The 24617-nt window shown below is 71.9% G+C and carries 18 protein-coding genes, 2 pseudogenes and 1 riboswitch; of the genes and pseudogenes, 14 read left to right on the forward strand and 6 right to left on the reverse strand.

The features are described from left to right. The first annotated feature begins 16 nt into the window (after positions 1–16). Positions 17–1240, forward strand: coding sequence for a methionine adenosyltransferase (gene metK / locus E0500_RS36215; RefSeq protein ID WP_131563082.1), 1224 nt, complete (start codon positions 17–19; stop codon positions 1238–1240). 57 nt (positions 1241–1297) lie between these two features. Here the strand turns inward: metK and E0500_RS36220 are convergent, their stop codons facing one another. Then, positions 1298–2920 (reverse strand): helix-turn-helix transcriptional regulator, encoded by a 1623-nt coding sequence (locus E0500_RS36220; RefSeq protein ID WP_309505276.1) that lies wholly within the window; start codon positions 2918–2920, stop codon positions 1298–1300. A 532-nt stretch (positions 2921–3452) separates the two neighbouring features. Here E0500_RS36220 and E0500_RS36225 point away from each other — a divergent pair. Then, a pseudogene (locus E0500_RS36225) lies at positions 3453–5402 on the forward strand (primosomal protein N'). Between the two features lie 100 nt (positions 5403–5502). Here E0500_RS36225 and E0500_RS36230 read toward each other — a convergent pair. Continuing rightward, positions 5503–6045, reverse strand: coding sequence for a hypothetical protein (locus E0500_RS36230; protein ID WP_131564798.1), 543 nt, complete (start codon positions 6043–6045; stop codon positions 5503–5505). 282 nt (positions 6046–6327) lie between these two features. Here E0500_RS36230 and fmt point away from each other — a divergent pair, with 282 nt between their 5' ends. The 10 genes from fmt (at position 6328) to E0500_RS36280 (ending at position 17665) form a co-directional block, all read left to right on the forward strand. Beyond that, entirely contained in the window at positions 6328–7260 is a 933-nt protein-coding gene (gene fmt / locus E0500_RS36235) for a methionyl-tRNA formyltransferase (RefSeq protein WP_131564800.1), read from the forward strand. Positions 7261–7356: 96 nt separating this feature from the next. Next, complete coding sequence (locus tag E0500_RS36240; protein ID WP_131564802.1) at positions 7357–8796, forward strand: transcription antitermination factor NusB; 1440 nt, start codon at positions 7357–7359, stop codon at positions 8794–8796. Between the two features lie 80 nt (positions 8797–8876). Beyond that, positions 8877–9563, forward strand: a complete 687-nt coding sequence (gene rpe / locus E0500_RS36245) for a ribulose-phosphate 3-epimerase (protein ID WP_131564804.1) — start codon at positions 8877–8879, stop codon at positions 9561–9563. A gap of 221 nt (positions 9564–9784) precedes the next feature. Next, complete coding sequence (locus E0500_RS36250) at positions 9785–10837, forward strand: sugar-binding transcriptional regulator (protein ID WP_165935041.1); 1053 nt, start codon at positions 9785–9787, stop codon at positions 10835–10837. A 155-nt stretch (positions 10838–10992) separates the two neighbouring features. Then, entirely contained in the window at positions 10993–11346 is a 354-nt protein-coding gene (locus E0500_RS36255) for a barstar family protein (RefSeq protein WP_131564808.1), read from the forward strand. A gap of 130 nt (positions 11347–11476) precedes the next feature. Next, on the forward strand, positions 11477–12919 hold the full coding sequence (locus E0500_RS36260; protein ID WP_165935042.1) for a GuaB1 family IMP dehydrogenase-related protein: 1443 nt from the start codon (positions 11477–11479) through the stop codon (positions 12917–12919). Positions 12920–13018: 99 nt separating this feature from the next. Then, positions 13019–13471: an Lrp/AsnC family transcriptional regulator gene (locus E0500_RS36265; protein ID WP_131564811.1), complete on the forward strand. Its 453-nt coding sequence runs from the start codon at positions 13019–13021 to the stop codon at positions 13469–13471. A gap of 200 nt (positions 13472–13671) precedes the next feature. Then, on the forward strand, positions 13672–14877 hold the full coding sequence (locus tag E0500_RS36270) for an MFS transporter (protein ID WP_131564813.1): 1206 nt from the start codon (positions 13672–13674) through the stop codon (positions 14875–14877). 193 nt (positions 14878–15070) lie between these two features. Beyond that, a complete protein-coding gene (locus E0500_RS36275; protein ID WP_131564815.1) occupies positions 15071–15859 on the forward strand; it encodes a carbon-nitrogen hydrolase family protein in 789 nt (262 codons plus the stop codon). Positions 15860–15952: 93 nt separating this feature from the next. Next, positions 15953–17665, forward strand: coding sequence for an NAD(P)/FAD-dependent oxidoreductase (locus tag E0500_RS36280; RefSeq protein ID WP_131564817.1), 1713 nt, complete (start codon positions 15953–15955; stop codon positions 17663–17665). A gap of 7 nt (positions 17666–17672) precedes the next feature. Here the strand turns inward: E0500_RS36280 and E0500_RS36285 are convergent, their stop codons facing one another. After that, positions 17673–18602, reverse strand: a complete 930-nt coding sequence (locus E0500_RS36285; protein ID WP_131564819.1) for an LLM class F420-dependent oxidoreductase — start codon at positions 18600–18602, stop codon at positions 17673–17675. A gap of 99 nt (positions 18603–18701) precedes the next feature. Continuing rightward, a complete protein-coding gene (locus tag E0500_RS36290) occupies positions 18702–19376 on the reverse strand; it encodes a DUF5995 family protein (protein ID WP_131564821.1) in 675 nt (224 codons plus the stop codon). 172 nt (positions 19377–19548) lie between these two features. Here E0500_RS36290 and E0500_RS36295 point away from each other — a divergent pair. Next, positions 19549–20675, forward strand: a pseudogene (locus E0500_RS36295) (glycoside hydrolase family 6 protein). Here E0500_RS36295 and E0500_RS36300 read toward each other — a convergent pair. After that, positions 20657–21874: an MFS transporter gene (locus E0500_RS36300; RefSeq protein ID WP_131564823.1), complete on the reverse strand. Its 1218-nt coding sequence runs from the start codon at positions 21872–21874 to the stop codon at positions 20657–20659. The pseudogene E0500_RS36295 and the gene E0500_RS36300 overlap by 19 nt on opposite strands. 157 nt (positions 21875–22031) lie before the next feature. Between E0500_RS36300 and E0500_RS36305 the strand changes: the two genes are divergently transcribed. Then, positions 22032–23219, forward strand: coding sequence for an ROK family transcriptional regulator (locus E0500_RS36305; protein ID WP_131564825.1), 1188 nt, complete (start codon positions 22032–22034; stop codon positions 23217–23219). Positions 23220–23272: 53 nt separating this feature from the next. Here the strand turns inward: E0500_RS36305 and E0500_RS36310 are convergent, their stop codons facing one another. After that, complete coding sequence (locus tag E0500_RS36310; protein WP_131564827.1) at positions 23273–24028, reverse strand: SDR family oxidoreductase; 756 nt, start codon at positions 24026–24028, stop codon at positions 23273–23275. Between the two features lie 408 nt (positions 24029–24436). Then, positions 24437–24567: riboswitch (FMN riboswitch) on the forward strand. The last annotated feature ends 50 nt before the right edge of the window (positions 24568–24617 follow it).

The following is a 24617-nucleotide window of genomic DNA, read 5'->3' on the forward strand; positions in this document are numbered from 1 at the left end:
AACCCCAGGGAGCGTTGTGTCCCGTCGCCTGTTCACCTCGGAGTCTGTCACCGAGGGCCACCCCGACAAGATCGCTGACCAGATCAGCGACACCATTCTCGACGCGCTTCTGCGCGAGGACCCGAACTCCCGGGTCGCGGTCGAGACGCTGATCACCACCGGCCTGGTTCACGTGGCCGGCGAGGTCACGACCAAGACGTACGCGCCGATCGCCCAGCTGGTCCGCGAGAAGATCCTCGAAATCGGGTACGACTCGTCGAAGAAGGGCTTCGACGGCGCATCCTGTGGTGTCTCGGTCTCCATCGGCTCCCAGTCCCCGGACATCGCGCAGGGCGTGGACACGGCGTACGAGTCCCGGGTCGAGGGTGCCGTCGCGGGTGGCGATGTGGACGAGCTGGACCGGCAGGGTGCCGGCGACCAGGGCCTGATGTTCGGCTACGCGACGGACGAGACGCCCACGCTCATGCCGCTGCCGATCTTCCTGGCGCACCGTCTGTCGAAGCGCCTCTCCGAGGTCCGCAAGAACGGCACGATCCCCTACCTGCGCCCCGACGGCAAGACCCAGGTCACCATCGAGTACGACGGCGACAAGGCCGTCCGCCTCGACACGGTGGTGGTCTCCTCGCAGCACGCCTCGGACATCGACCTGGACTCGCTCCTGGCGCCCGACATCCGGGAGTTCGTGGTCGAGCCGGAGCTGAAGGCACTGCTGGACGACGGCATCAAGCTGGACACCGAGGGCTACCGCCTCCTGGTCAACCCGACCGGCCGTTTCGAGATCGGCGGCCCGATGGGTGACGCCGGCCTGACCGGCCGCAAGATCATCATCGACACGTACGGCGGCATGGCCCGCCACGGCGGCGGCGCCTTCTCCGGCAAGGACCCGTCCAAGGTCGACCGTTCGGCGGCGTACGCGATGCGCTGGGTCGCGAAGAACGTGGTCGCCGCGGGCCTCGCCACCCGCTGCGAGGTCCAGGTCGCCTACGCCATCGGCAAGGCCGAGCCCGTCGGCCTCTTCATCGAGACCTTCGGCACGGCCAAGGTCGACGCCGAAAAGATCGAGACCGCCATCGCCAAGGTCTTCGACCTCCGCCCGGCCGCGATCATCCGCGACCTCGACCTGCTGCGCCCGATCTACGCCCAGACCGCGGCGTACGGTCACTTCGGTCGTGAGCTGCCCGACTTCACGTGGGAGCGGACGGACCGGGTGGACGCGTTGCGCGAGGCCGTGGGGCTGTAAGCCGCCGCAGTTCACAAGGCCCGGTGTGCCCCGGCGGGGACACCGGGCCTCGGTGCGTCAGAAGGGCTGGGACGGGCCTTCTGCCGCGTCCTGCATCTGCGGCGGTCCGGAGCCATTGGAATGAGGGTGCGCTGCCGTCGGCGAGCCTCCGACCCCGAAGCGACGGCGTATCTCCTCTGCGGTCACGGCGTCCCTGGGAGCGATCGCCATCGCCAGTTGATCGGCGATGAGGAGGCTCTCGTCGTCGCCGGGGCGGAATCCCACCCGCCGGAAGGCCTCGGCGATCAGGCCCGCGACATCAGCCTCGGGCGACCCGAAGACCGGCGGCTTGTCGGGCTGGAGAGCGCTGGGAGGCCGCTCGGGTACCGGAGGCGGCGGGAAGGCCTCCGGAACGAGGTGCCGGAAGGGCGCGGAGACCTCCGAGTTGTTCGCTGCCGATGAGAGCCGGGCCAGGAGGCCTATGTCCTTGACGGTCTTCTCCACGTGGTCGTCGTTCTTCGCGAGCCACCACACGACTGCGCTGCCCGTGCTCGTGAGGACATCACCGCTCAGGTACTCGCGTTTGTTCTGCTCATGCCTGCGCTGGTGTTCCCATACCGCCTCGTCCTTGCGGATCGCCGCGAGCCGGTCTAGTCGCTCTTGGTCCGCTTCCGAGAGGGTGAGGACGACATCCAGAGCCATGGCCTGGACTCGATTCTCGCGATCCGGCGCCATCACCCCCAGCGCGCCGTTGAGTTCGTGCTGCACAAGAGAGCTGCGGAACGGTTCGACAGTCCACGTGATCGTGCGGGCACGGGCGAACACGGCCTCCACGGCCGGCGCCCCGGGGTTGGTGATTTGGGCAGTGGCGGTGGGATCCACCGGGCACCAGCGGACGCGGGCGGAGAAGAGGAAGTCGTAGTCGGGAACCGCGCTGGGCAACGGGACCCGGGTGATGTGGAGTTCACGTCGCTCGACGACGGGTGGAGCGGGCTGCTCGATCAGCGTGCCGGGAGGGAACGGGTCGCGCTGCCGGGCACGCGCCGCGACGCCCGTGAACTCCGCGAAGCGGGCGGACAGCGCGAGGTGATCGCGGCCGACGCGGGTGTCGCTGCTAGCGGAGAGCGTTTGGAGAGCTCGCGTCTGTTCCGCCAGGACCGGCAGCAGTGTGCCCGGCGGGGACATCTGGCCGATGCGGCGGTACTGGCCGAGCAGTTCGCGGTACGCGCTCGTCAGTGAGTCGGCTTCAGACGGAGCACTCGGCACCGGGGTGCGCTCACCGGCTCGAACACCAAGGACGGAGGCGGCTCCGGCGGCCATCATCTGCCGACGGGACGGCGCGCTCCAGGACGATCCGCCCGGATGCCCGCCCGAATGCCCGCCCGAATGTCCTCCGGGATGTTCTCCCGGAATGGGATGTGCGTACGAATCGGGTGGTGACATGCTTCCTTCCTCGTCGCGGACGGAGGACCGGGTACGGCGCGGGGCGACGGGTACCAGGGCTGCCAGGGAGCCACCCGCGTCGAGTGCCGCGTCACATAGGCGTGCGAACTCCGCAGTAGGACGTTTCTGCCCGGTCTCGATCTTGCTGAGCCGGCCCTTGCTGTAGTGCACGGACGATGCGAGCTGTGTCGGCGTCAGTCCCGCGGCCAGCCGTAACCGGCGCAGTTCGGGACCGAACATCTGTGGCTGCTTCAGCACGTGAACCCCCTCATGCCGACGCCGCCGATACCGAGGGACGCCCGTCTTCGCGCATCAGCGTCTGCCGGGTGCGGTGGGGCGGGCAAGGTGGTCGGCGGAGTTTCCCGTTTCCAGTTCTGATACCGGGGTGGGGGCCGTGGCAGGCCCAGGCGGCTCGTGGCGGCTGGATCGGCGGTGGAAATGGCCGGTGGGGCAGGCTTGTGGGGTAGCTGAGTGTGAGCTTCCGGTGCGGAGGTTGTGCTGGTGGAGAGTGAGGCCAGGGTGGTCGGTGGGGTGATCTTGGCGGGCGGCGTTGTCAGTGGGATTTGGTAAGAATGCAAGCGTGAGCAGCGACAACGGGCAGAGGAGCGGCGGCGCCCACGGGGCGGTGCCGGAGCAGCTCGCGCTCATTCGGGAGGCCGTGCGGAAGAACAAGGCGCCGAAGGCGAAGCCTCGGACGTGGCGGGGGGCCGCGCTGGCGAAGGAGCTGCCTGTCGCTCGGGTGTTGGTGGACAAGGGGGTGCTGCATCTCGACCGGTACTTCGACTACGCGGTGCCGGAGGAGCTCGATGCCGTGGCCCAGCCGGGGGTGCGGGTCCGGGTGCGGTTCGGGGCCGGGGGGCGGAATGTGCGGGAGGGAGGCGAGAGGGCGGCTCGCTGATCGACGGGTTTCCTCATCGAGCGGGTCGCCGAGTCGGACTACGCCGGGCCGCTCGCCGCGTTGGCGCAGGTCGTGTCGCCCGAGCCCGTCCTCGGTCCCGAGTTGCTGGGGCTCGCCCGGGCCGTCGCCGACCGGTATGCGGGGAGCCTGGCGGATGTGCTGCAGCTGGCCGTTCCGCCGCGCCATGGGAAGGCCGAGGCCCGGGAGACGGGCGATCCGCCTCCGCCGCCCGCAGCGCCGGAGCCGGGGTCCTGGCGGAGGTACGGGAGGGGAGCGGATTTCCTGAAGGCCCTGGCCTCGGGGGGAGCGCCCCGTGCCGTGTGGACCGCGTTGCCCGGGCCGCAGTGGGCCGAGGAGATAGCGCGGGCCGTGCAGGCCACGCTCGCATCGGGACGGGGGGCGCTCGTCGTCCTGCCTGCCGGGCGCCCCGTCGCGCGGGTGGACTCCGCGCTGCGGGAGCTGTTGGGCGAGGGGCAGCATGCTGTCCTCACCGCCGACGCCGGGCCTGAGCGGCGGTACCGGGAGTGGCTGGCCGTGCGGCGGGGGGCCGTACGGGCCGTGGTGGGGACGCGGGCTGCCATGTTCGCACCCGTCCGTGATCTCGGGCTGGTGGTCGTCTGGGATGACGGCGATACCAGTCACAGTGATGACCGCGCCCCGTTTCCGCATGTGCGCGAGGTGCTGGAGCTGCGGTCCTCCCGGGACAAGTGCGCCTTTCTGCTGGGGAGTTGGAGCTGCACCGTCGAGGCGGCGCAGCTCGTGGAGAGTGGCTGGGCCGCGCCACTCGTCGCCGACCGGGAGCAGGTGCGGGCCACCGCGCCGCTCGTGCGGACGGTGGGCGATGCCGAGCTGGCGCGGGACGAGGCCGCACGGGCGGCCCGGCTGCCGAGCCTCGCCTGGCAGGTGGTCCGGGACGGGCTGCGGCACGGGCCGGTGCTGGTGCAGGTGCCACGGCGGGGGTACGTGCCGAGGCTGGCGTGTGCGCGCTGCCGGGAGCCGGCGCGGTGCCGATGGTGTGCCGGACCGCTTCAGGCCCAGGACGCCGGGGGCGGCGCTCTGTGCTGCGGGTGGTGCGGGCGCGAGGAGGGCGCCTGGCACTGTCCGGAGTGCGGGGGCTTTAGGCTGCGGGCGCAGGTCGTCGGGGCGCGGCGGACCGCCGAGGAGCTCGGGCGGGCCTTCCCCACGGTGCCGGTGCGGACCTCTGGCCGGGAGCAGGTCCTGGACACCGTGTCCGGGGCGCCCGCACTGGTGGTGAGCACGCCGGGCGCCGAGCCGGTCGCCGAGGGCGGGTACGCGGCCGCCCTGCTGCTGGACGGCTGGGCCATGCTCGGCCGCCCCGATCTGCGGGCCGGGGAGGACGCGTTGCGGCGGTGGATCGGGGCCGCCGTGCTCGTACGGGACCAGGGAGCCGGCGGCACGGTCGTGGTCGTCGCCGAACCGACGCTGCGCCCCGTGCAGGCGCTCGTACGGTGGGACCCTGTCGGGCACGCCGTGCGGGAGCTGGCCGAGCGGGCCGAGCTGGGATTTCCGCCGGTGTCGCGGATGGCCGCGGTGTCGGGTACGGCGGAGGCGGTGGCCGAACTCCTGGCCGAGGCCGAACTACCGCGTGATGCCGAGGTGCTGGGCCCTGTTCCGATACCCGTCACGGATGCCGGGCGGCCTCGTAAGGTCGGGGCGCCACCGCCGGGGGAGCGGTGGGAGCGGGCGCTCGTCCGGGTGCCACCGGGGAGCGGGGCCGTGCTGGCCGCCGCGTTGAAGAGTGCGCTGGCGGCTCGAATGGCGCGTGGGGGAAGTGGGGTTGAGGCGGTGCGGGTCCGGATCGATCCGCTTGACATCGGCTGACCACCGAGACGTGCCGCGGTGGTTCGGGTGCCGGGTGCCGTGTGCCGGGTGTGCCACTGCCTCCCGGTTCGGAACCGGGAGGCAGTCAGCGGGAAGTGGGTCAGCCGTTGCGGGGCCCCGGGAAGGCCGTGGGCCTTACCTCGTCGCGGAGTGTCGGGCTGCCGGCGGTGGGCTGCGTCGGCATCGAGCGGGCGGCCGGGACCGTGGGCACTCCGGGCATGCCGGTGCCGACATTGACCGTGCGTGTGCCCGACGGTTCCGCGGTGCGCTCGGCTTCCGCCGCGGCCTGGGTGGCGGCGCGGCGGGCGCCGTAACGACGGTGCACGGCCTGTTTGGTGACTCCGAGCGCCGATCCCACTGCGTCCCACGAGAAACCCAGTGAGCGGTCGAAGTCCACGGCGGCCGTGACCAGGGTCTCGACGCTGTCCCGCAGCTCCTGGGCGAGGCGGACGGTCGGGGCGGGGGCACGTCCGTAGACGACGAATCCCGTGGAGGGGCCGGAGCGGCGCGGGCGGTAGACATTGCCCAGCTGGGCGGTCAGGGTGCGTAGTGCGTCCACCTGCCGGCGGACCCGCTCGATGTCCCGCACCAGCAAGTGCAGGCTGGCCCGAGCCTGGGCGTCGTGGGTTGCGTGGTCGGCCATGAACAAGCCTCTCGAACCGGCGTTGAAGGATGGGCCGCGAATGCGGCCTGTTTGGTCAACTCTTTCTTGACCAACGCGCCTCCGGGTTTGTGGTCACGCTGCGGGGCGTAAGGGCGTTTTGCGTACGCCCCCTGAGGTCGTGCTTTCCGCCGCGGCCGCCCCTGCGAGTGCGCTGTCGGGGCTCGCAGCACACCGCCATAGACTGGTGTGCTGCCCCGCACACCGGTCGCCGGAGACGCCGGGGCCGATCCGAACTCCCGCCCGAGAGGCCGACAGTCACCCATGAAGCTCGTCTTCGCCGGTACCCCCGAGGTCGCCGTTCCCGCTCTGGACGCCCTGATCGCCTCCGGGCGGCACGAGGTGGCCGCCGTCGTCACGCGGCCGGACGCGCCGGCGGGGCGCGGGCGGCGGCTGATCGCGAGCCCCGTCGCGCAGCGGGCGGAGGAGGCCGGCATCGAGGTGCTGAAGCCCAGCCGGCCCCGGGACGAGGAGTTCCTGGCCCGGCTCCGGGAGATCGCGCCGGACTGCGCTCCCGTGGTGGCGTACGGCGCCCTGCTGCCCCGCGTCGCCCTCGACATCCCCGCGCACGGGTGGGTCAACCTGCACTTCTCGTTGCTTCCCGCCTGGCGCGGAGCCGCCCCCGTGCAGCACTCCCTCATGGCGGGGGACGAGATCACCGGGGCGTCGACCTTCCTGATCGAGGAGGGACTGGACTCCGGTCCCGTCTACGGCACCGTCACCGAGGAGATCCGCCCCACCGACACCAGCGGCGACCTCCTCACCAGGCTGGCCTTCGCCGGCGCCGGGCTGCTGGCCGCGACGATGGACGGGATCGAGGACGGCACGCTCAAGGCCGTACCGCAGCCCGCCGAGGGCGTCACCCTCGCGCCGAAGATCACCGTGGAGGACGCGCACGTCGACTGGTCCGCTCCGGCCCTGCGCGTCGACCGGGTGGTGCGCGGGTGCACGCCCGCGCCCGGTGCGTGGACGGCGTTCCGGGGCGAGCGGCTCAAGCTCATCCAGGTCGCGCTCGTGCCGGACCGTGGGGACCTCGCCCCGGGCGCCCTGGCCGTCGGCAAGAACAACGTGTACGCGGGCACCGGCTCGTACGCCGTCGAGCTGCTGTGGGTGCAGGCTCAGGGCAAGAAGCCGATGCGGGCGGCGGACTGGGCCCGCGGCGTGCGCATCGACGACGGAGAGACCCTCGGGGCGTAGGCCACGGTCGTCGAACTCCCGCCTGTCCAGGCGCGACGTACGCTTGACGCGTCGCTTGACGCGTGTCCCCACCCTGATTTCCGGAGCACCTTTTTCGTGAGTGAGCAGTCCCGTCGGCCGCGCAGGCCGGGCAAGCCCTACCGCCGGCCCCAGAAGGACCCCGTCCGCATCCTCGCCTTCGAGGCGCTGCGGGCGGTGGACGAGCGGGACGCGTACGCGAATCTCGTGCTGCCGCCGCTGCTGCGCAAGGCGCGGGAAAAAGAGGGACCCGACAAGTTCGACGGGCGCGACGCGGCGCTGGCCACCGAGCTGGTGTACGGGACGCTGCGGCGGCAGGGCACGTACGACGCCGTCATAGCGGCCTGTGTCGACCGGCCGTTGCGGGAGGTCGACCCGCCCGTGCTGGACGTGCTGAGTCTCGGGGCGCACCAGTTGCTCGGGACGCGGATTCCCAGCCACGCCGCCGTATCCGCCTCCGTCGAGCTCGCGCGTGTCGTCCTCGGTGACGGGCGGGCCAAGTTCGTCAACGCCGTGCTGCGGAAGGTCGCGCAGCACGACCTCGACGGATGGCTGGAGCGGGTCGCGCCGCCCTACGGGGACGACCCGGAGGACCATCTCGCCGTCGTGCACTCGCATCCCCGCTGGGTCGTCTCCGCCCTGTGGGACTCCCTCGGCGGCGGCCGCGCGGGCATCGAGCGGCTCCTCGAAGCCGACAACGAGCGTCCCGAGGTCACCCTCGTCGCCCGGCCGGGGCGCGCCACCGCCGATGAGCTGCTCGACGCACTCGGGGACGAGGCCGCGACGCCGGGGCGCTGGTCGCCGTATGCCGTGCGGCTCAGCGAGGGCGGTGAGCCGGGCGCCATCGACGCCGTACGCGAGGGCCGTGCGGGCGTGCAGGACGAGGGCAGCCAACTCGTCGCGCTCGCCCTTGCGGCCGCTCCCCTGGAGGGCCCCGACAAGGCGTGGCTGGACGGGTGCGCCGGACCCGGCGGGAAGGCCGCCCTGCTCGCCGGGCTCGCCGCCGAGCGGGGCGCCGTGCTGCTCGCCTCCGAGAAGCAGCCCCACCGGGCCGGGCTCGTCGCGAAGGCACTGGACGGCAATCCCGGGCCGTATCAGGTCATCGCCGCTGACGGTACGCGCCCGCCGTGGCGGCCGGGCACCTTCGACCGGGTGCTGATGGACGTGCCCTGCACGGGACTCGGTGCCCTCCGCAGGCGGCCCGAGGCACGCTGGCGGAGGCGGCCCGAGGACCTGGACGGGTTCGCGCCGCTCCAGCGCGCACTGCTGCGGACCGCACTCGACGCCGTGCGCGTCGGCGGTGTCGTCGGGTACGCCACCTGTTCACCGCATCTCGCCGAGACCCGCGCGGTCGTCGACGACGTCCTCAAGCAGTACGGTTCAGCGGCCGACCTCATCGACGCCCGGCCGCTGCTGAAGGGCGTACCGGACCTGGGCGAGGGCCCGGACGTCCAGCTGTGGCCGCACCTGCACGGCACGGACGCGATGTATCTGGCCCTCATCCGCCGGATCGCCTGATCAGGCCCGTGGATTCCGCACTGCCGGTCCCACCCAGGACCGATGCCCCAGCCCTCCGGCGGACATGGGAGGCTTAGGGCATGGCCGTGCAGATCAACCCCAGCATCCTGTCCGCCGACTTCGCCCGCCTCGCCGAGGAGGCGAAGGCGGTCGAAGGTGCCGACTGGCTCCATGTGGACGTGATGGACAACCATTTCGTCCCGAACCTCACGCTCGGCGTGCCGGTCGTGGAGTCGCTCGCCCGCGCGACGGAGACTCCGTTGGACTGCCACCTGATGATCGAGAACGCCGATCGATGGGCGCCCCAGTACGTCGAGGCGGGTGCCGGTTCCGTCACGTTCCATGCAGAGGCGGCCGCCGCACCCGTGCGGCTCGCCCGTGAGATCCGGGCCAAGGGCGCCCGGGCCTCCATGGCGCTGAAGCCCGCGACGCCCATCGAGCCGTACGAGGACCTGCTTCCCGAGCTCGACATGGTGCTGATCATGACGGTCGAGCCGGGCTTCGGAGGGCAGTCGTTCCTCGACATCATGCTCCCCAAGATCCGCCGCACCCGTGAACTGATCACCAAGCACGGCCTCGAACTGTGGCTCCAGGTCGACGGCGGCGTCTCGGCCTCCACCATCGAGCGCTGCGCCGACGCGGGCGCGGACGTCTTCGTGGCCGGCTCGGCGGTGTACGGGGCCGAGGACCCCGCCGAGGCGGTACGGGCCCTGCGCGCCCAGGCCCAGTCGGCGACGGCCGCGGCGGCCTGGGCGTGCGCCCACTGAGCACCCACCGGGCCGGCAGCCGCAGGAGGACGGCCGCGTTCAGGAACCTCACAGGGGTTGCGGAGCGTTGATCAGGAAACCCACGGAGCCGCGGGAACGTCCGATCAGTGGGCGCAGAAATCCGGGGGACGCGCGACCACTGGGCCAAGACCACGTGAACGCCACCCATCCGGGCTGATCGAATACGTCGGATCTGCAAGGATGAACGACGTATCCAGAGTGTGAACAGCAGTGAGGAGATGGCCGTGTCGGGTATGTCGGCGGGCCGGTCAGCCATGCGGATGGGACCCGCTGAGCTGGTGCAGGCGGCGGCGATGGCCCGCCGCTTCTACCTTGAGGGAAAGTCCAAGATCCAGATCGCCGAGGAGTTCGGCGTCAGCCGCTTCAAGGTGGCCCGGGTCCTGGAGACCGCTCTCGAACGAGATCTCGTGCGCATCGAGATCCGCGTCCCCGCCGAGCTGGACGCCGAGCGCTCCGACGCGCTGCGCGCCCGCTACGGCCTCAGGCACGCCGTGGTGGTCGAGTCGCCGGCCGAGGCCGAGGAGTCGCCCGACCCGGAGAACCTCGGTGAGGTCGCCGCGGATCTCCTCGGCGAACTGGTGACCGAGGGCGACGTCCTCGGGCTCGCCTGGGGGCGTTCCACCATCCACATGGCGGCCGCCCTCGACCGGTTGCCGCCCTGCACGGTGGTGCAGCTGACGGGCGTGTACGACGCCGGAACCGCCGAGCGCGGCTCTGTGGAGGCCGTCCGCCGGGCCGCCCAGGTCTCCGGCGGAGACGCCCACCCCATCTACGCGCCGATGCTGCTGCCGGACGCGGCGACCGCGGCCGCGCTGCGCCACCAGACCGGCATCGCCCGTGCCTTCGAGTACTTCGACAAGGTCACGGTCGCCTGCGTCTCCATCGGCTCCTGGGAGGCGGGCATCTCGACGGTGCACGACATGCTCACCGAGGAGGAGCGCGCCCACTACGCGTCCCTCGGTGTCGCCGCCGAGATGTCCGCGCACCTCTTCGACGCCGAGGGACGCCGGGTCGGACGGGACCTGGGGGAGCGGTGCATCACCGTCAAGGCCGACCAGCTGCGCCGTATCCCCGAGGTCGTCGCGATCGCGGGCGGGCAGCGGAAGGCAGCGGCGATCGACGCCGTGCTGCGGTCGGGGCTGGTGACCAGCCTCGTCACGGACACGGCGGCGGCGGACGCCCTGCTGACGGCGGGACCGGCACCGCGGTCCGCGCTCAACCGTACGGACCCGGACGATGCGCTCCGCGCGTAGCCGGTGGGCCTCGTCCGCCCGGTCGGGGTCCGTGTGGGGACCCCCATCGCGGCGGAGCCGCACATGCGGCACAGCACCGCGCCCCTTCCGGGGCGCACCCCCAGCGCAGTGTGCTGGACCGGTGATCACTACGACTCGATCGGGACGGGGCTGAGATGAGCGACGGCACGCTCGCGGAGGCGCTGGTCGCCAGTGGCTGGACGCACATCGAGCTGGACCTCGCGGGCGTCACCGACAAGTCCGCCTTCATGGACCGCTGCGCCCGCGCCCTGGACCTGCCCGACTACTTCGGCCGGAACTGGGACGCCCTCGCCGACTGCCTCGGCGACCTGTCGTGGGCCCCGCCCGCGCGGGGGCGACTGGTCGTGGTCACCGGCTGGCAGGAGTTCGCCCTGGCGGTGCCGCACGACTGGGGCATCGCGCAGGAGGTGCTCGGCGAGGCCGGCGACCGCTGGCGCGACACGGAGACCCCGCTGCGGGTGGTGCTCGCTCTCGGAGGATCCTCCTAGGCCGCCCCGGCCACTCTGGACGATTTGTCCGCGCCACGCATACCGGCCGTCATGGGAAAATGAAGTACGTGCTCTTCCCCCTGACTGACCTGTCCGGGGGCCACCTCTGAACGACTGGGATGTGCAGCACGTGCGTTTCCTCAATGACATCCAGCCCGCGTACGACCTGACCTACGACGATGTCTTCATGGTGCCGAGCCGCTCCGCGGTCGGTTCCCGCCAGGCCGTGGACCTCGCCTCCCTGGACGGGTCGGGCACCACCATCCCGATCGTCGTGGCCAACATGACCGCCATCGCGGGCCGTCGCATGGCCGAGACCGTCGCCCGGCGGGGCGGGCTCGTCGTCATCCCACAGGACATCCCGATCGAGGTCGTCACCGAGGTCATCTCCTGGGTGAAGGGCCGCCACCACGTCCTGGACACCCCGATCGTCCTGGGTCCCCACCAGACCGTCGCCGACGCCCTGGCGCTGCTGCCGAAGCGCGCCCACAACGCCGGCGTGGTCGTGGACGAGGACCACAAGCCGGTCGGCGTCGTCACCGACACCGACCTGTCCGGCGTCGACCGCTTCACGCAGCTCGCCGAGGTCATGTCCAGGGACCTGCTGCTTCTCGACGCGACCATCGACCCGCGTGAGGCCTTCCACACCCTCGACGGCGCCAACCGCCGCTACGCCCCCGCCGTCGACGCCGACGGCAGGCTGGCCGGCATCCTGACCCGCAAGGGCGCCCTGCGCGCCACGCTCTACACGCCTGCCACGGACGCGGGCGGCAGGCTGCGCATAGCCGCCGCCGTCGGTATCAACGGCGATGTGGCGGGCAAGGCCAAGCAGCTCCTCGACGCGGGCGTCGACACCCTCGTCATCGACACGGCGCACGGCCACCAGGAGTCGATGATCAGTGCCATCAGGACGGCCCGGGCGCTCGATCCGACGGTGCCGATCGTGGCGGGCAACGTCGTCGCCGCCGAGGGCGTCCGTGACCTCATCGAGGCCGGTGCGGACATCGTCAAGGTCGGCGTCGGCCCCGGCGCCATGTGCACCACCCGCATGATGACCGGAGTGGGCCGCCCCCAGTTCTCGGCCGTCCTGGAGTGCGCGGCCGAGGCACGCAAGTACGGCAAGCACGTGTGGGCCGACGGCGGCGTACGGCACCCGCGCGACGTCGCCATGGCCCTCGCGGCCGGCGCGTCGAACGTCATGATCGGGTCCTGGTTCGCGGGGACGTACGAGTCGCCGGGCGACCTCCAGCAGGATGCGGGCGGGCGCCTCTACAAGGAGTCGTTCGGCATGGCCTCCGCGCGTGCCGTCCGCAACCGCACGTCGGACGAGTCCGTCTACGACCGGGCCCGTAAGGCCCTGTTCGAGGAGGGCATCTCCACCTCGCGCATGTTCCTCGACCCGGCCCGCCCGGGCGTCGAGGACCTGATCGACTCGATCATCGCGGGCGTCCGCTCCTCCTGCACCTACGCGGGCGCCGCCTCCCTGGACGAGTTCGCCGAGCGGGCCGTCGTCGGCATCCAGAGCGCCGCCGGCTACGCCGAGGGCCAGCCGTTGCACGCCAGCTGGAGCTGAGCGACCTGGAGGGGAAGGTGCCCGCCGGGCTCGTGTTCTACTTCAGTCACGGCTGTCGCCGCACCCGTCCTGCAACTCCGGAGAAGTGAACCACCCGCAGTGCTGAACGATCTCGACGAACGCATCGTGCACGCCCTGGCCGAGGACGCCCGCCGCTCGTATGCGGACATTGGCCAGCTGGTCGGCCTGTCCGCGCCCGCCGTCAAACGGCGCGTGGACCGGTTGCGAGCCACGGGAGCGATCACCGGCTTCACGGTGCGTGTTGATCCCGCCGCGCTCGGCTGGGAGACCGAGGGGTTCGTCGAGATCTTCTGCCGACGCAACACGTCGCCGCAGACGATCCAGCGCGGGCTGGAGCGGTACCAGGAGGTCGTGGCGGCCTCCACGGTCACCGGTGAGGCCGATGCGGTGGTGCAGGTCTTCGCTTCCGACATGCGGCACTTCGAGCGGGTGCTGGAGCGGATCGCGGGGGAGCCGTTCGTGGAGCGGACCAAGTCCGTGCTGGTGCTGTCGCCGCTGCTGCGGAGGTTCTCGTCCGGAGCGCCGGCCTAGGAACGCGGGGGTACAACGCGGGGCACATCGATACAGCCCCGCGCCCTTTGCAGAGCAGCCCCGCGCCCCTTACAGAGGCGCGGACCTCCGTTTAAGATCGGTCACATGACCTGGCGACATTGATCCAGCAGCCGTGCCTCCCGAGGGCCGCCTCGGGCGCCGTTCATCCGGCGTCCGAACTGTCCCTGCGGGAAGGCCTCATGACACTCTCACCCGAGCGCGTGCCTGCCACCGGTGTCCGGCGGCTCACGGCCACGCTGTACGGCTACTCGTTCCTCGACGACCTCGTCCTGCTCTACCCGGTGTACGCGCTGCTGTTCGTCGACACCGGTCTGTCCGTCTGGCAGATCTCCTCCCTGTTCATGCTGTGGTCGCTGACCGGCGTCCTCGTCGAGGTCCCGTCCGGGGCCTGGGCCGACGCCGTCTCCAGGCGGACGCTGCTGTGGCTCGGGCCGCTCCTCGGCGCCGTCGGCTTCGCCCTGTGGGTGCTCGTCCCCTCGTACGAGGCGTTCGCCGCCGGATTCGTGCTCTGGGGCATCCGGGGCGCCCTCGGCTCCGGTGCGCTGGAGGCGCTCGTGTACGAGGAGCTCGAACGGCTCGGCGCGGCCGACCGTTACGCGCGGGTCATGGGCCGGGCCCACGCCGCCGGGCTGGTCGGAGTGGTGACGTCCATGGCGCTGGCCGGGCCGGTGCTCGCGTTCGGCGGGTACCCGGCCGTGGGGCTGGCCACCGTGCTGGCCTGTTCGCTGACCGCGGCCGTGGCGAGCCGGTTCCCGGAACACCGGACCGCCACCGTTCGGGGCGACAGCTGGGCCACGACCCTCACCACCCTGCGGACGGGACTCGCGGAAGCCCGCCGCGATCGTTCCGTACGCGGAGCGCTGCTGCTCGTTCCGGCCGTCGGCGCCGTGTGGGGTGCGCTCGACGAGTACACACCGCTGCTGGCGCGGGACACGGGTGTGGCCGAGGAGACGGTTCCCTACCTGCTCCTGCTGATCTGGGCGGGAGCCACAGTGGGGAGCCTGCTGGCCGGGGCGGGCGAACGCCTGGGCACGGCCGGGCTCGCCGGGCTGCTGGCCGCCTCGGCGCTGGCCCTGGCCGTGGGCGCGGTGGCGCGGACACCGTCCGGCCTCGCCCTCGTGGCCCTTGCCTTCGGTGGCTTCCAACTGGCCACCGTGCTGGCCGATGTCCGGCTCCAGCAGCGCATCGGCAGCTCGGGACGGGCCACCCTGACCTCGGTCGCCGGTGTGGGCACCGAACTCGCCACGATCACCGTGTACGGCGCGTACGCGATGCTCGGCTCGGCCCACGCGCACGGCACCGTTTTCGCCGTGTTCGCGGCGCCGTACCTGGTGACCGCGCTGCTGCTGGCGGCTGGAAGCTCAGGTGTCACGGCACGACGGTGAAGTCGCCGGTGCCTGTCGTGGACGGCTGTCTTTCCCGTCGCACAACGAATCGCCGCCGGACCCGTGCGCCACGCAATGGATCGTTCACCGGCGCGCAACGGCTGCTGCTTGTCCGGCCGAGCCGGGCGACCGTAGCGTCTCAGTGGCCCGGCAGACGGCCCCCAACCCCCCTTCGCCCAGGTGAGGAACACGCATGCGCACCGCCCTGCTCCAGAGCTCCGGCCGCCCCGGCGCGGTCGCCGAGAACCTCCAGGTGCTCGACGAGGCCGCGGGGCGCGCGGCGGCCGCGGGAGCCGGGCTGCTGGTGGCGCCGGAGATGTTCCTGACCGGATACGCGATCGGCGACGGCATCGCGCGGCTGGCCGAGCCCGCCGACGGGGACTCTGCCGACGCGATCGCGCAGACCGCCCGGCGGCACGGCCTCGCGGTCGCCTACGGCTACCCCGAGCGCGCCGGGGACCAGGTCTTCAACTCGGCCCAGCTCGTCTCCGCCGACGGCATCCGGCTGGCGAACTACCGCAAGACCCACCTCTACGGCTGCTTCGAGCGCGACCACTTCACGCCGGGGGAGCAGCCGGTCGTCCAGGCCGAACTGGGCGGCCTCCGCCTCGGGATCATGATCTGCTACGACGTCGAGTTCCCGGAGAACGTCCGCGCCCACGCTCTCGCCGGCACGGACCTCCTTCTGGTGCCCACGGCCCAGATGCACCCGTTCCGGTTCGTCGCCGAGTCGATGGTCCCGGTGCGTGCCTTCGAGAACCAGATGTACGTCGCGTACGTCAACCGGGTCGGCCGGGAAGGCGAGTTCGACTTCGTCGGGCTCTCCACGCTGGCCGGTCCCGACGGGGTCGCCCACGCCCGTGCCGGCCGTGGTGAGCAACTGCTCCTCGCCGACGTCGACCCCGCCTTCCTCGCCGCCTCCCGCCGGGCGAACCCGTATCTGGAGGACCGGCGTCCAGGCCTGTACGGGTCCCTCACCTGAACCGCCGGGCCTTTGCCGCGCCGTCAGCCTTCCCCTGTCTTCCCTCAGTCCTCAGCCTTCCCCCAGCCTCCCTGTGCAAGGAGCCCGTACCCCATGACGTCCACGGTGCCCAACCCCGGCCGGCACGCAGACGACCAGCCGCCGCCCATCACCATGTTCGGGCCGGACTTCCCGTACGCGTACGACGACTTCCTCGCCCATCCAGCGGGCCTGGGCCAGATCCCCGCGACCGGGCACGGCGCGGAGGTCGCGGTCATCGGCGGTGGGCTGTCCGGGATCGTGACCGCGTACGAGCTGATGAAGATGGGGCTCAAGCCCGTCGTGTACGAGGCCGACCGGATCGGCGGGCGGCTGCGGACCGTGGGGTTCGAGGGCTGTGACCCGTCCCTGACCGCCGAGATGGGCGCGATGCGCTTCCCGCCGTCGTCCACGGCGCTCCAGCACTACATCGACCTGGTCGGCCTGGAGACCCGCCCCTTCCCCAACCCCCTTGCGGAAGTCACTCCTTCGACCGTCGTCGACCTCAAGGGCGAGTCGCACTACGCGGAGACGATCGACGATCTGCCGCAGGTCTACCGGGACGTGGCCGATGCCTGGAACAAGTGTCTCGAAGAGGGCGCCGACTTCTCGGACATGAACCGCGCCATGCGTGAGCGTGACGTCCCGCGCATCCGTGAGATCTGGTCGAAGCTCGTCGAGAAGCTCGACAACCAGACCTTCTACGGCTTCCTGTGCGAGTCGGAGGCCTTCAGGTCCTTCCGGCACCGCGAGATCTTCGGTCAGGTCGGCTTCGGCACGGGGGGCTGGGACACCGACTTCCCGAACTCCATCCTGGAGATCCTGCGTGTCGTCTACACGGAGGCGGACGACCACCACCGCGGCATCGTCGGCGGCTCGCAGCAACTGCCGCTGCGCCTGTGGGAGCGCGAGCCCGGGAAGATCGTGCACTGGCCGTACGGGACCTCACTGAAGTCGCTGCACGTGAACGGCGAGCCGCGCCCGGCCGTGACCCGGCTGCACCGCACCGCGGGCAACCGGGTCACGGTGACGGACGCGAACGGCGACATCCGTACGTACCGGGCGGCCGTCTTCACCGCCCAGTCCTGGATGCTGCTCTCGAAGATCGACTGCGACGAGTCGCTCTTCCCGATCGACCACTGGACCGCCATCGAGCGCACCCACTACATGGAGTCCAGCAAGCTCTTCGTGCCGGTCGACAGGCCCTTCTGGCGGGACAAGGCCGTCGACGACAGCGGAAACCCGACCGGCCGTGACGTCATGTCGATGACCCTCACCGACCGTATGACGCGCGGGACCTACCTCCTCGACGACGGCCCGGACAGGCCCGCCGTGATCTGTCTGTCGTACACCTGGTGCGACGACAGCCTGAAGTGGCTGCCCCTGTCCGCGAACGAGCGGATGGAGGTCATGCTGAAGTCGCTCGGCGAGATCTATCCGGGCGTCGACATCAGGAAGCACATCATCGGCGGCCCGGTGACGGTGTCCTGGGAGAACGAGCCGTACTTCATGGGCGCGTTCAAGGCCAACCTGCCCGGCCACTACCGCTACCAGCGGCGCCTGTTCACACACTTCGTGCAGGACCGGCTGCCGACGGACCAGCGGGGTGTCTTCCTCGCCGGTGACGACATCTCCTGGACGGCGGGCTGGGCCGAGGGCGCCGTCCAGACCGCGCTGAACGCGGTCTGGGGCGTCATGCGTCACTTCGGCGGGGCGACGGACCCGGCGAACCCCGGGCCCGGCGACGTGTTCGACGAGATCGCCCCCGTCGAACTCCCCGAGGACTGACGGGGTCTCACACCCCGGCGGCCCGCGCTCCCTCGTACACCTCGGCGGCGAGGTCCTTGAGCTCCTGTGCGTCCCGCGAGTTGGCCTGCAGTTCGATGAGGATCTCGTCGAGGCCGACTTCGGCGTAGGCCGCGAGGTCCTCGACGATCTGGGTGACGTCGCCCTGGAAGGGCTGACGGTTCGCGCCGTCGTAGGCCTTGGGCGTCCAGACCGCGTTCGCCCGCAGCACCGTCTGGAGCGGCTCCTCGCGCCCGCGCTCGGCCGCGAGATCCTGCAACTCCCGCCACTGCGCGGCGAGCTGATCGACGCCCATGGCCACCGGCAGCCAGCCGTCGGCGTGGTCGACGAGCCGCCGCTGGGCCTTCTTGGAGGCGGCGGCGAGCAGGATCGGAATCGGCCGGGCGGGCTTGGGGCCCACGACGGCGGGGGCGATCTTCGTGATCCGCCCGTCGTACGACACCGGGTCGGCGCCCCACACCGCGCGGCAGACCTCGATCACCTCGTCCAGCACCTGGCCGCGCTCCTCGAAGGGGCGGACCGACGCGGCCGCGTACTCGTCGTGCGACCAGCCCGTGCCCAGGCCCGCGATCACCCGGCCGCCGCTCGCCGCGTCCAGCGAGGCGAGGGCCTTGGCCAGCTGGAACGGCACGTGCAGCGGGGCCACCAGCACGCTCGACCCGAGGCGGGCGCGCTCCGTGGCGGCGGCCGCCAGGGTGAGGGTGACCAGCGGGTCGGCCACGTGGCGGTACTCGTCGGGCCAGGGCAGGCCCTCGATGCCGTACAGGCCCTGCGTGGCCGGCTCGGGGAAGAGGGCCCGTTCGAAGACCCACAGGCTGTCGTAACCGATCTGTTCGGCGGTGCGCGCCACCTCCGGTACGTCCTTGCCGATGTCGTACTGCCGCATCTGGGGAAGGCCGAGTCCGAGTCGCGTCGCCATGCTCAAGCTCCTTCGCAAGAGGTGTGTCTTTGTTGAACGTACAACTGCATCCAGGATTTCTGGGGCCAGGCGCCCGGATCGGGGGCAGGAGTGGCCGAATCAGTCCGGCAGTGGCGTGAGCAGCATCCGTCCCGCGAACCCCACCGCGGCGTCCAGCCGCTCGGTGAACTCCTCCGCGAGGTCGGGCAGTCCGCGCAGCGCCCACAGCGCGCGGGCCGCCGACCAGGCGGCGTCACGGGCCCGCTCCAGACTCCACGAGCCGACGAGGTGCGTGAGCGGATCGGCGACCTGGAGGAGGTCGGGACCCGGCATCAGCTCTTCGCGGATGCGCTCCTCCAGCGAGACGAGGATGTCACCCACGAGCTCGAACTCGTCCTCCAGCTCGGCGGGTTCGCAGCCGAGCGTACGACAGGCGTCCACGACGGCGAGCGCGAGATCGTGCCCGACGTGCGCGTTGATGCCCGAGAGCGCGAACTGCATTGGCTGTACGCCGGGATGACGCCGGAACAGCAGCAGCGGCCGCCAACAGGCGGGCGGACGCCCTCCCTCCGCCACCCGCAGATAGCGCTCGGCGAACCGCACATCCAGCGTGATCGCCGCCCGGACGTCCGGGAACCCCCCGCCGTCGATGCACCGGTCGATCGCCTCCGTGACGGCCAGGTAGACACGGTTGAAGACGGCGACCCCGTCGTGTCGCGGCAAGGTGGCGTCCAGGACATGCATACGGGCGACGACTCCGTCGACGGGAGTGGTGAGATCTTCCAACTGCGCCATAGGGGCAGGGTCCCAGCCCTAGGCTGACGCCAGGAGCGCCGGGCCGGGCGCGTCCCCGGATCGGGGTAACGCCCACGGCGGAAAGTGAGGTGTGCACCACGTGTCAGGCTTACGTGCCCAGCGCCTGGCCGCACGCAGGGCCGAGCGCAGGCGCGCCGCCGGGCGCGGCGCCATGGTCGCCGCGGCCTGTGTCGTGGCCGCCGTCGGAAGCATCACCGGGATGGTCTCCGCACTGGACGACGACCGCGGGACCGACGAGGCGCGCCCCCAGGCGACCCGCTCGCCCAGCCTCCGGCCGAAGCCCGCCGTGCCCAGCGCGCCTGAGCCCTCCCCGCCGCCCGCGTCGCCCTCGTCGGCCGCCCCGTCCCCGTCGAGGACGTCCTCGAAGCCGAGCCCGACGCCCACCGCGACGAAGACGAAGGAGACCGTCGCCGCGTCGGCCCGCCTCTACCGGTACCCCGACTCCCAGGTCCTCGACTGGGTCGCCGACAACCCGACGGACCCCCGGAACGAGGTCATCAAGTCCCGGATCGCCGACCATCCGGCCGCCGTCTGGTTCGCCGACTACACGCCGTCCGACATCACCGCCCGGGTCAGCGCGGTCACCTCGGGCGGGTCCGGGCAGGGGCGGGTGCCGGTCGTCGTGCCGTACGCCATCCCGGACCGCGACTGCGGCGGTGCCTCGCAGGGCGGGGCGCCCGATCTCGACGCGTACGACGCGTGGATCGACAGGTTCGCCGCCGGGCTCGGCTCGGAGGAGGTGATCGTGATCCTGGAGCCCGACTCGATCGCCCAGTCCGACTGCCTCTCGTCCGCCGAGCGCATCGACCGGTTCGCGTCGCTGGCCCGTGCCGGCCGTGTCCTGAAGGAGGCGAACCCGAAGGCCCGGGTGTACTACGACGCCGGCCACTCCGAGTGGAACGCGCCGGACAAACAGGCCGCGCTCCTCGGCAAGGCGGGCGCCGCCTCGGCCGGGTCCTCCGACGGCGTCTTCAGCAACGTGTCCAACTTCAACCCCACGAACGCCGAGGTCACCTACACCCGGCAGGTGCTGGACGCCCTCGACGCTCCCGCGGGCCTGGGCGCCGTCATCGACACCAGCCGGAACGGCAACGGCGCCCCGCCGACGGCGAGTGGTGCGACCCGGCCGGCCGCAAGCTGGGCCGGCCGCCGACCCTCAGCACCGGAGAGGCACGTATCGACGCCTACCTGTGGGTCAAGCTGCCGGGCGAGTCGGACGGCTGCAAGGGCGCGGCGGGGGCGTTCTCACCCGGGTACGCCTACGACCTGGCGCGCTGAGCCGCCGGGTCACCACCCGGAGCGGTGACCTTCGGGCGGTCGCGCTCGCCCGTGCGCAGCACGCCCGCGAGGACGACGAGACCGCACGCCAGGAACGTGACCAGCCCGAACGACACCGTCAGGTTCGTCGCCTGCGCCAGCGTGCCGATCGCGCTCGGGGCGATCAGACCCGAGGTGTACGTGATGGTGGCGACGCCCGCGATGGCCAGGCTCGCGTTCGGGCCGCTGCGCCCGGCGGCCGCGAAGCACAGCGGTACGACGACCGCGATGCCCAGACCCATCAGCGCGAAGCCCGCCATCGCCACCGCCGGGTGCCCGGCCACGACGACGAGGAGCCCGCCCAGCGCGGCCAGGACACCGCCCGCCCGTACCGTGCGCACCGTGCCGTAGCGGTTCACGATCGCGTCACCCGCGATCCGGGCCAGCGCCATGGTCAGCATGAACGCGGTGGTGCACGCGGCGGCGAGACCGGCCGACGTGCCCAGCTGGTCGCGCAGGTAGACCGCCGACCAGTCGATGCTCGCGCCCTCCGCGAACACCGCGCAGAACCCGACCGCGCCGATGAGCAGCGCCGACCTGGGCGGCAGCGCGAAGTGCGGCGGCGGCTCCTCGTCCTCGGTGGGCCTCAGGTCGAGCACCCACTGGCAGGCGGCCAGGGCGAGGACGGTGAGTGTCGCCGCGGCCAGCGCGTGGTGCAGGCGGGCGTCCGAGCCCAGGTGCGCGGCGAGCGTGCCGGCCGCGGAACCGATCAGCGCACCCACACTCCACATGCCGTGCAGGCCGGACATGATCGACCTGCCCAGGCGGTTCTCGACGTCCACACCCAGCGCGTTCATCGCGACGTCCGCCATGCCGGCCGTGGCGCCGTACACGAACAGGGCCAGGCACAGCGTCCACAGGTTGGGCGCGAGGGACGGCAGGACCAGGGCGAGCGTCCACAGCGAGATCAGGCCGCGCAGTGCCGTGCGGGCGCCGAAGCTATGGCTGATCCGTCCGGCGAGGGGCATCGCCACCGACGCGCCGAACGCCGGGAAGGCGAGCGCGAGACCCAGCTCGCCCGGGCTGACGGAGGCGTGGTCCTGGATCCACGGCACCCGGGTGGCGAACGACCCGGTGACCGCACCGTGCACCGCGAACACGGCAGCCACGGCATACCGGGCCCGCCGCACCGTGCGCTCGTCGTAGACCACCTCGCCCATCCTCATCTCCTTCCCGGACCGGAGCACACAGCGCCCCGCCGTCACCGAAATCATCGCGCCGCGTAAACTATCAGGAACCCTGCCTGATAGATAGGCGTGAAAGGGGCGCTCAACAGCCACCGGCTGTGTGCCGCCACTGATCTGGAAGGATCCCGGCATGCCCGCATCACCGAGCACCGCCCGGGCCATCAACGACCGGCTCGCCCTGCGGCTGCTGCAGCAGGAGGGCCCGCTGACGGCAGGTCGGCTGAAGCAGCTCACCGGACTGTCCCGGCCGACGGTCGCCGACCTCGTGGAGCGCCTCATGACGGCCGGTCTCATCGAGATCGTGGGCGAGTCGGGGGAGCAGCGCCGCGGCCCGAACGCGCGCCTGTACGGGATCGTCGCCGACCGCGCACACCTGGCGGCCCTCGACGTGCGCACCGAGGGAGTGACCGTCGTCATCTCCGACCTGCTCGGTACGGAGCTCGGCCGGGCGTCCCTGCCGATCGCGGACGACACCGGAACCGGACCCGCGGTGGAGCAGGCGGTCGCGCTGGTGGAGCGCGCGGCCAAGGAGGCGGGGGCCGACCCGCTGCACACCGTGGGCATCGGAGCCCCGGGCCTCATCGACCCCGCCACCGGCGAACTCCGCAACTCCTCCGGTCTCCCCGAATGGCACCGCCGCCTGGTCGCGGCGCTCGGTGAGCGCCTTCCGGCCCGTGTGATCGTCGAGAACGAGACGAATCTCGCCGCACTCGCCGAGCAGCGGGACGGCGCCGCCCACGACCGCGACACCTTCGTCCTGCTGTGGCTCGGCCTCGGCACCGGCGCCGCCGTCGTCCTCGACGGCCGCCTCCGCCGCGGCGCCTCCGGCGGCACGGGCGAGATCGGCTTCCTCCCGGTGCCCGGCACGGCCACGCTCCCCTCGGCCACGGACTGCGCCGGCGGCTTCCACTCCCTCGGCGGCGACGCGGCCGTGGTGACACTGGCCGACGAGTACGGGCTGGTGGGGGAAGGGGCGGAGGCCGGGGTGCGCGCGGCGAATCTCGTACGGGAGGCCGCGGCAGGGGAGAGCGGCGCGGCCTCCGGCTTCCTCGACTCCCTGGCCGATCGCCTCACCATAGGCGTTGCCTCGGTCGTCGCCGTCCTCGACCCCGGCTGTGTGGTGCTCGGCGGTGAGGTCGGGCAGGCGGGCGGCGCCGTGCTCGCGGCCCGGGTCGCCGAGCGGCTGGGGCGGATGTCGCCGCTGGCGACCGAGGTGCGGGCGAGCCTGCTCGGGGGTGGCGCCGTGCTGCGCGGTGCGCTGCTGATGGCGCGGGACGCCGCTCAGGACGAGCTGTTCGGGCCGCCGTCCTCGCGGTAGGCCCGCCTGGCGGAACGGTCACCCGCCGTGGCCGGATCCCCCGGCACGGCGGTTCACCGCACCCGTCCGCCACCGAACCGTTCGGTAAGGAACTCCTCGAACGTGCCCTTCCCCACGGCCCGTTCCGGCATCAGGTGACCGCCGGCCCGGAACCCGCGGTACCCCTTGCCGGCGAGCGGGACGTTCACGATCGGCCGACGGCGGCCGGTGGCCGCCAGGTAGGCGCGGGCCGGCTCGGGGAGCGTACGGACCTCGGGCCCGCCCATGTCCGCGACCCGCCCGGCGGGGGCGCCCGCGGCGAGTTCGGCCAGGCGGTCGGCGACCTCGGCGACGGCGATCGGCTGATCGCTCACCCCGGCCGGCAGGAGCATGACCGGAGGCTTGGACAGCGCCTGGAAGACCATCACGAGCAGGTCGTGGAACTGGGTCGTGCGCAGGACCGTCCAGCCGAGCCCCGACTGCTCGATCTGCCGCTCCACGGCCAGTTTGGCCCGGTAGTAGCCGAGCGGCACCCGGTCGACGCCGCCGATCGAGATGTGGACCAGATGGCCCACGCCCGCCCTGAGCGCGGCCGAGATCAGGTTCGCCGCCGCCCGCTCGTCACCCCCGCGCGGTGTGCTCGCGCAGTGCACGATCGTGTCGACGCCCGACACGGCCGCGTCCAGGCCGTCGCCGCCCTCGCGCAGATCCACGGCGTACGGCGGGCTGTGCCGACTGAGCACCCGCACCTCGTGCCCGTCCGTGCGCAGCCGCTCGGTGACGAGCCGGCCGAGCGTCCCGGTTCCGCCGGTCACCAGGATCGTGGTCATGCTGTTCCGCCCTTCGGACAGTGGGCGCTCCCTCGTGGAGTCTCCCTACGCCGGCTTCGACGGAACGGTTCCCGGAAATGTGACATCGAGGACGGGAAACGGCAGTTGGCGGCAGTTGGTCTTGCTGGGGGCACAGGCCGGCCGACTCCCCCTCGTGGACCCGGCGACGGGCAAGGGCCTTCGTCACCGCCGCCGGGTCGCTCTTGGGTGCGAGCCGCAATGGCAGACCTTAAGAGGACTAGACCACGTGGTCAATAAGTCCGTACCAATTCAACGGACTGTTGAAGTGCGGCGGTTGAGATTCCGCCGGCCGTCCGGGAAGTGCAGTCTGGATGCCTGTGAGGCACCCCACAGCAGTCCGTCGCATGAGTGACGATCAGACGTGGCACACTGACCCTGTACCAGAAGCAGCGCACTCCGGGGTCGGTGAAAGTCCGAACCGGCGGTTACAGTCCGCGACCCGGTCGCTTCCAGCGATCGGTTGACCAGGTGAAATTCCTGGACCGACGGTTAAAGTCCGGATGGGAGGCAGTGCGCGGCGGGCGGGCATGCGTGCGCGCCGCCGTCTGTTCGTGGTCCGTCTTCAAGA

The sequence above is a fragment of the Streptomyces sp. KM273126 genome, from assembly GCF_004337435.2.
In the GTDB taxonomy this organism is placed as follows: Bacteria; Actinomycetota; Actinomycetes; order Streptomycetales; family Streptomycetaceae; genus Streptomyces; species Streptomyces acidicola.

Bases quoted from the DNA above. Each gene is read 5' to 3' on its own strand.
- E0500_RS36305 (WP_131564825.1), top strand. From the start codon at position 22,032: ATGCCCGCATCACCGAGCACCGCCCGGGCCATCAACGACCGGCTCGCC.
- E0500_RS36310 (WP_131564827.1), bottom strand. From the start codon at position 24,028: ATGACCACGATCCTGGTGACCGGCGGAACCGGGACGCTCGGCCGGCTC.
- E0500_RS36300 (WP_131564823.1), bottom strand. From the start codon at position 21,874: ATGGGCGAGGTGGTCTACGACGAGCGCACGGTGCGGCGGGCCCGGTAT.
- E0500_RS36280 (WP_131564817.1), top strand. From the start codon at position 15,953: ATGACGTCCACGGTGCCCAACCCCGGCCGGCACGCAGACGACCAGCCG.
- E0500_RS36275 (WP_131564815.1), top strand. From the start codon at position 15,071: ATGCGCACCGCCCTGCTCCAGAGCTCCGGCCGCCCCGGCGCGGTCGCC.
- E0500_RS36255 (WP_131564808.1), top strand. From the start codon at position 10,993: ATGAGCGACGGCACGCTCGCGGAGGCGCTGGTCGCCAGTGGCTGGACG.
- E0500_RS36290 (WP_131564821.1), bottom strand. From the start codon at position 19,376: ATGGCGCAGTTGGAAGATCTCACCACTCCCGTCGACGGAGTCGTCGCC.
- E0500_RS36270 (WP_131564813.1), top strand. From the start codon at position 13,672: ATGACACTCTCACCCGAGCGCGTGCCTGCCACCGGTGTCCGGCGGCTC.
- rpe (WP_131564804.1), top strand. From the start codon at position 8,877: ATGGCCGTGCAGATCAACCCCAGCATCCTGTCCGCCGACTTCGCCCGC.
- E0500_RS36230 (WP_131564798.1), bottom strand. From the start codon at position 6,045: ATGGCCGACCACGCAACCCACGACGCCCAGGCTCGGGCCAGCCTGCAC.
- fmt (WP_131564800.1), top strand. From the start codon at position 6,328: ATGAAGCTCGTCTTCGCCGGTACCCCCGAGGTCGCCGTTCCCGCTCTG.
- E0500_RS36285 (WP_131564819.1), bottom strand. From the start codon at position 18,602: ATGGCGACGCGACTCGGACTCGGCCTTCCCCAGATGCGGCAGTACGAC.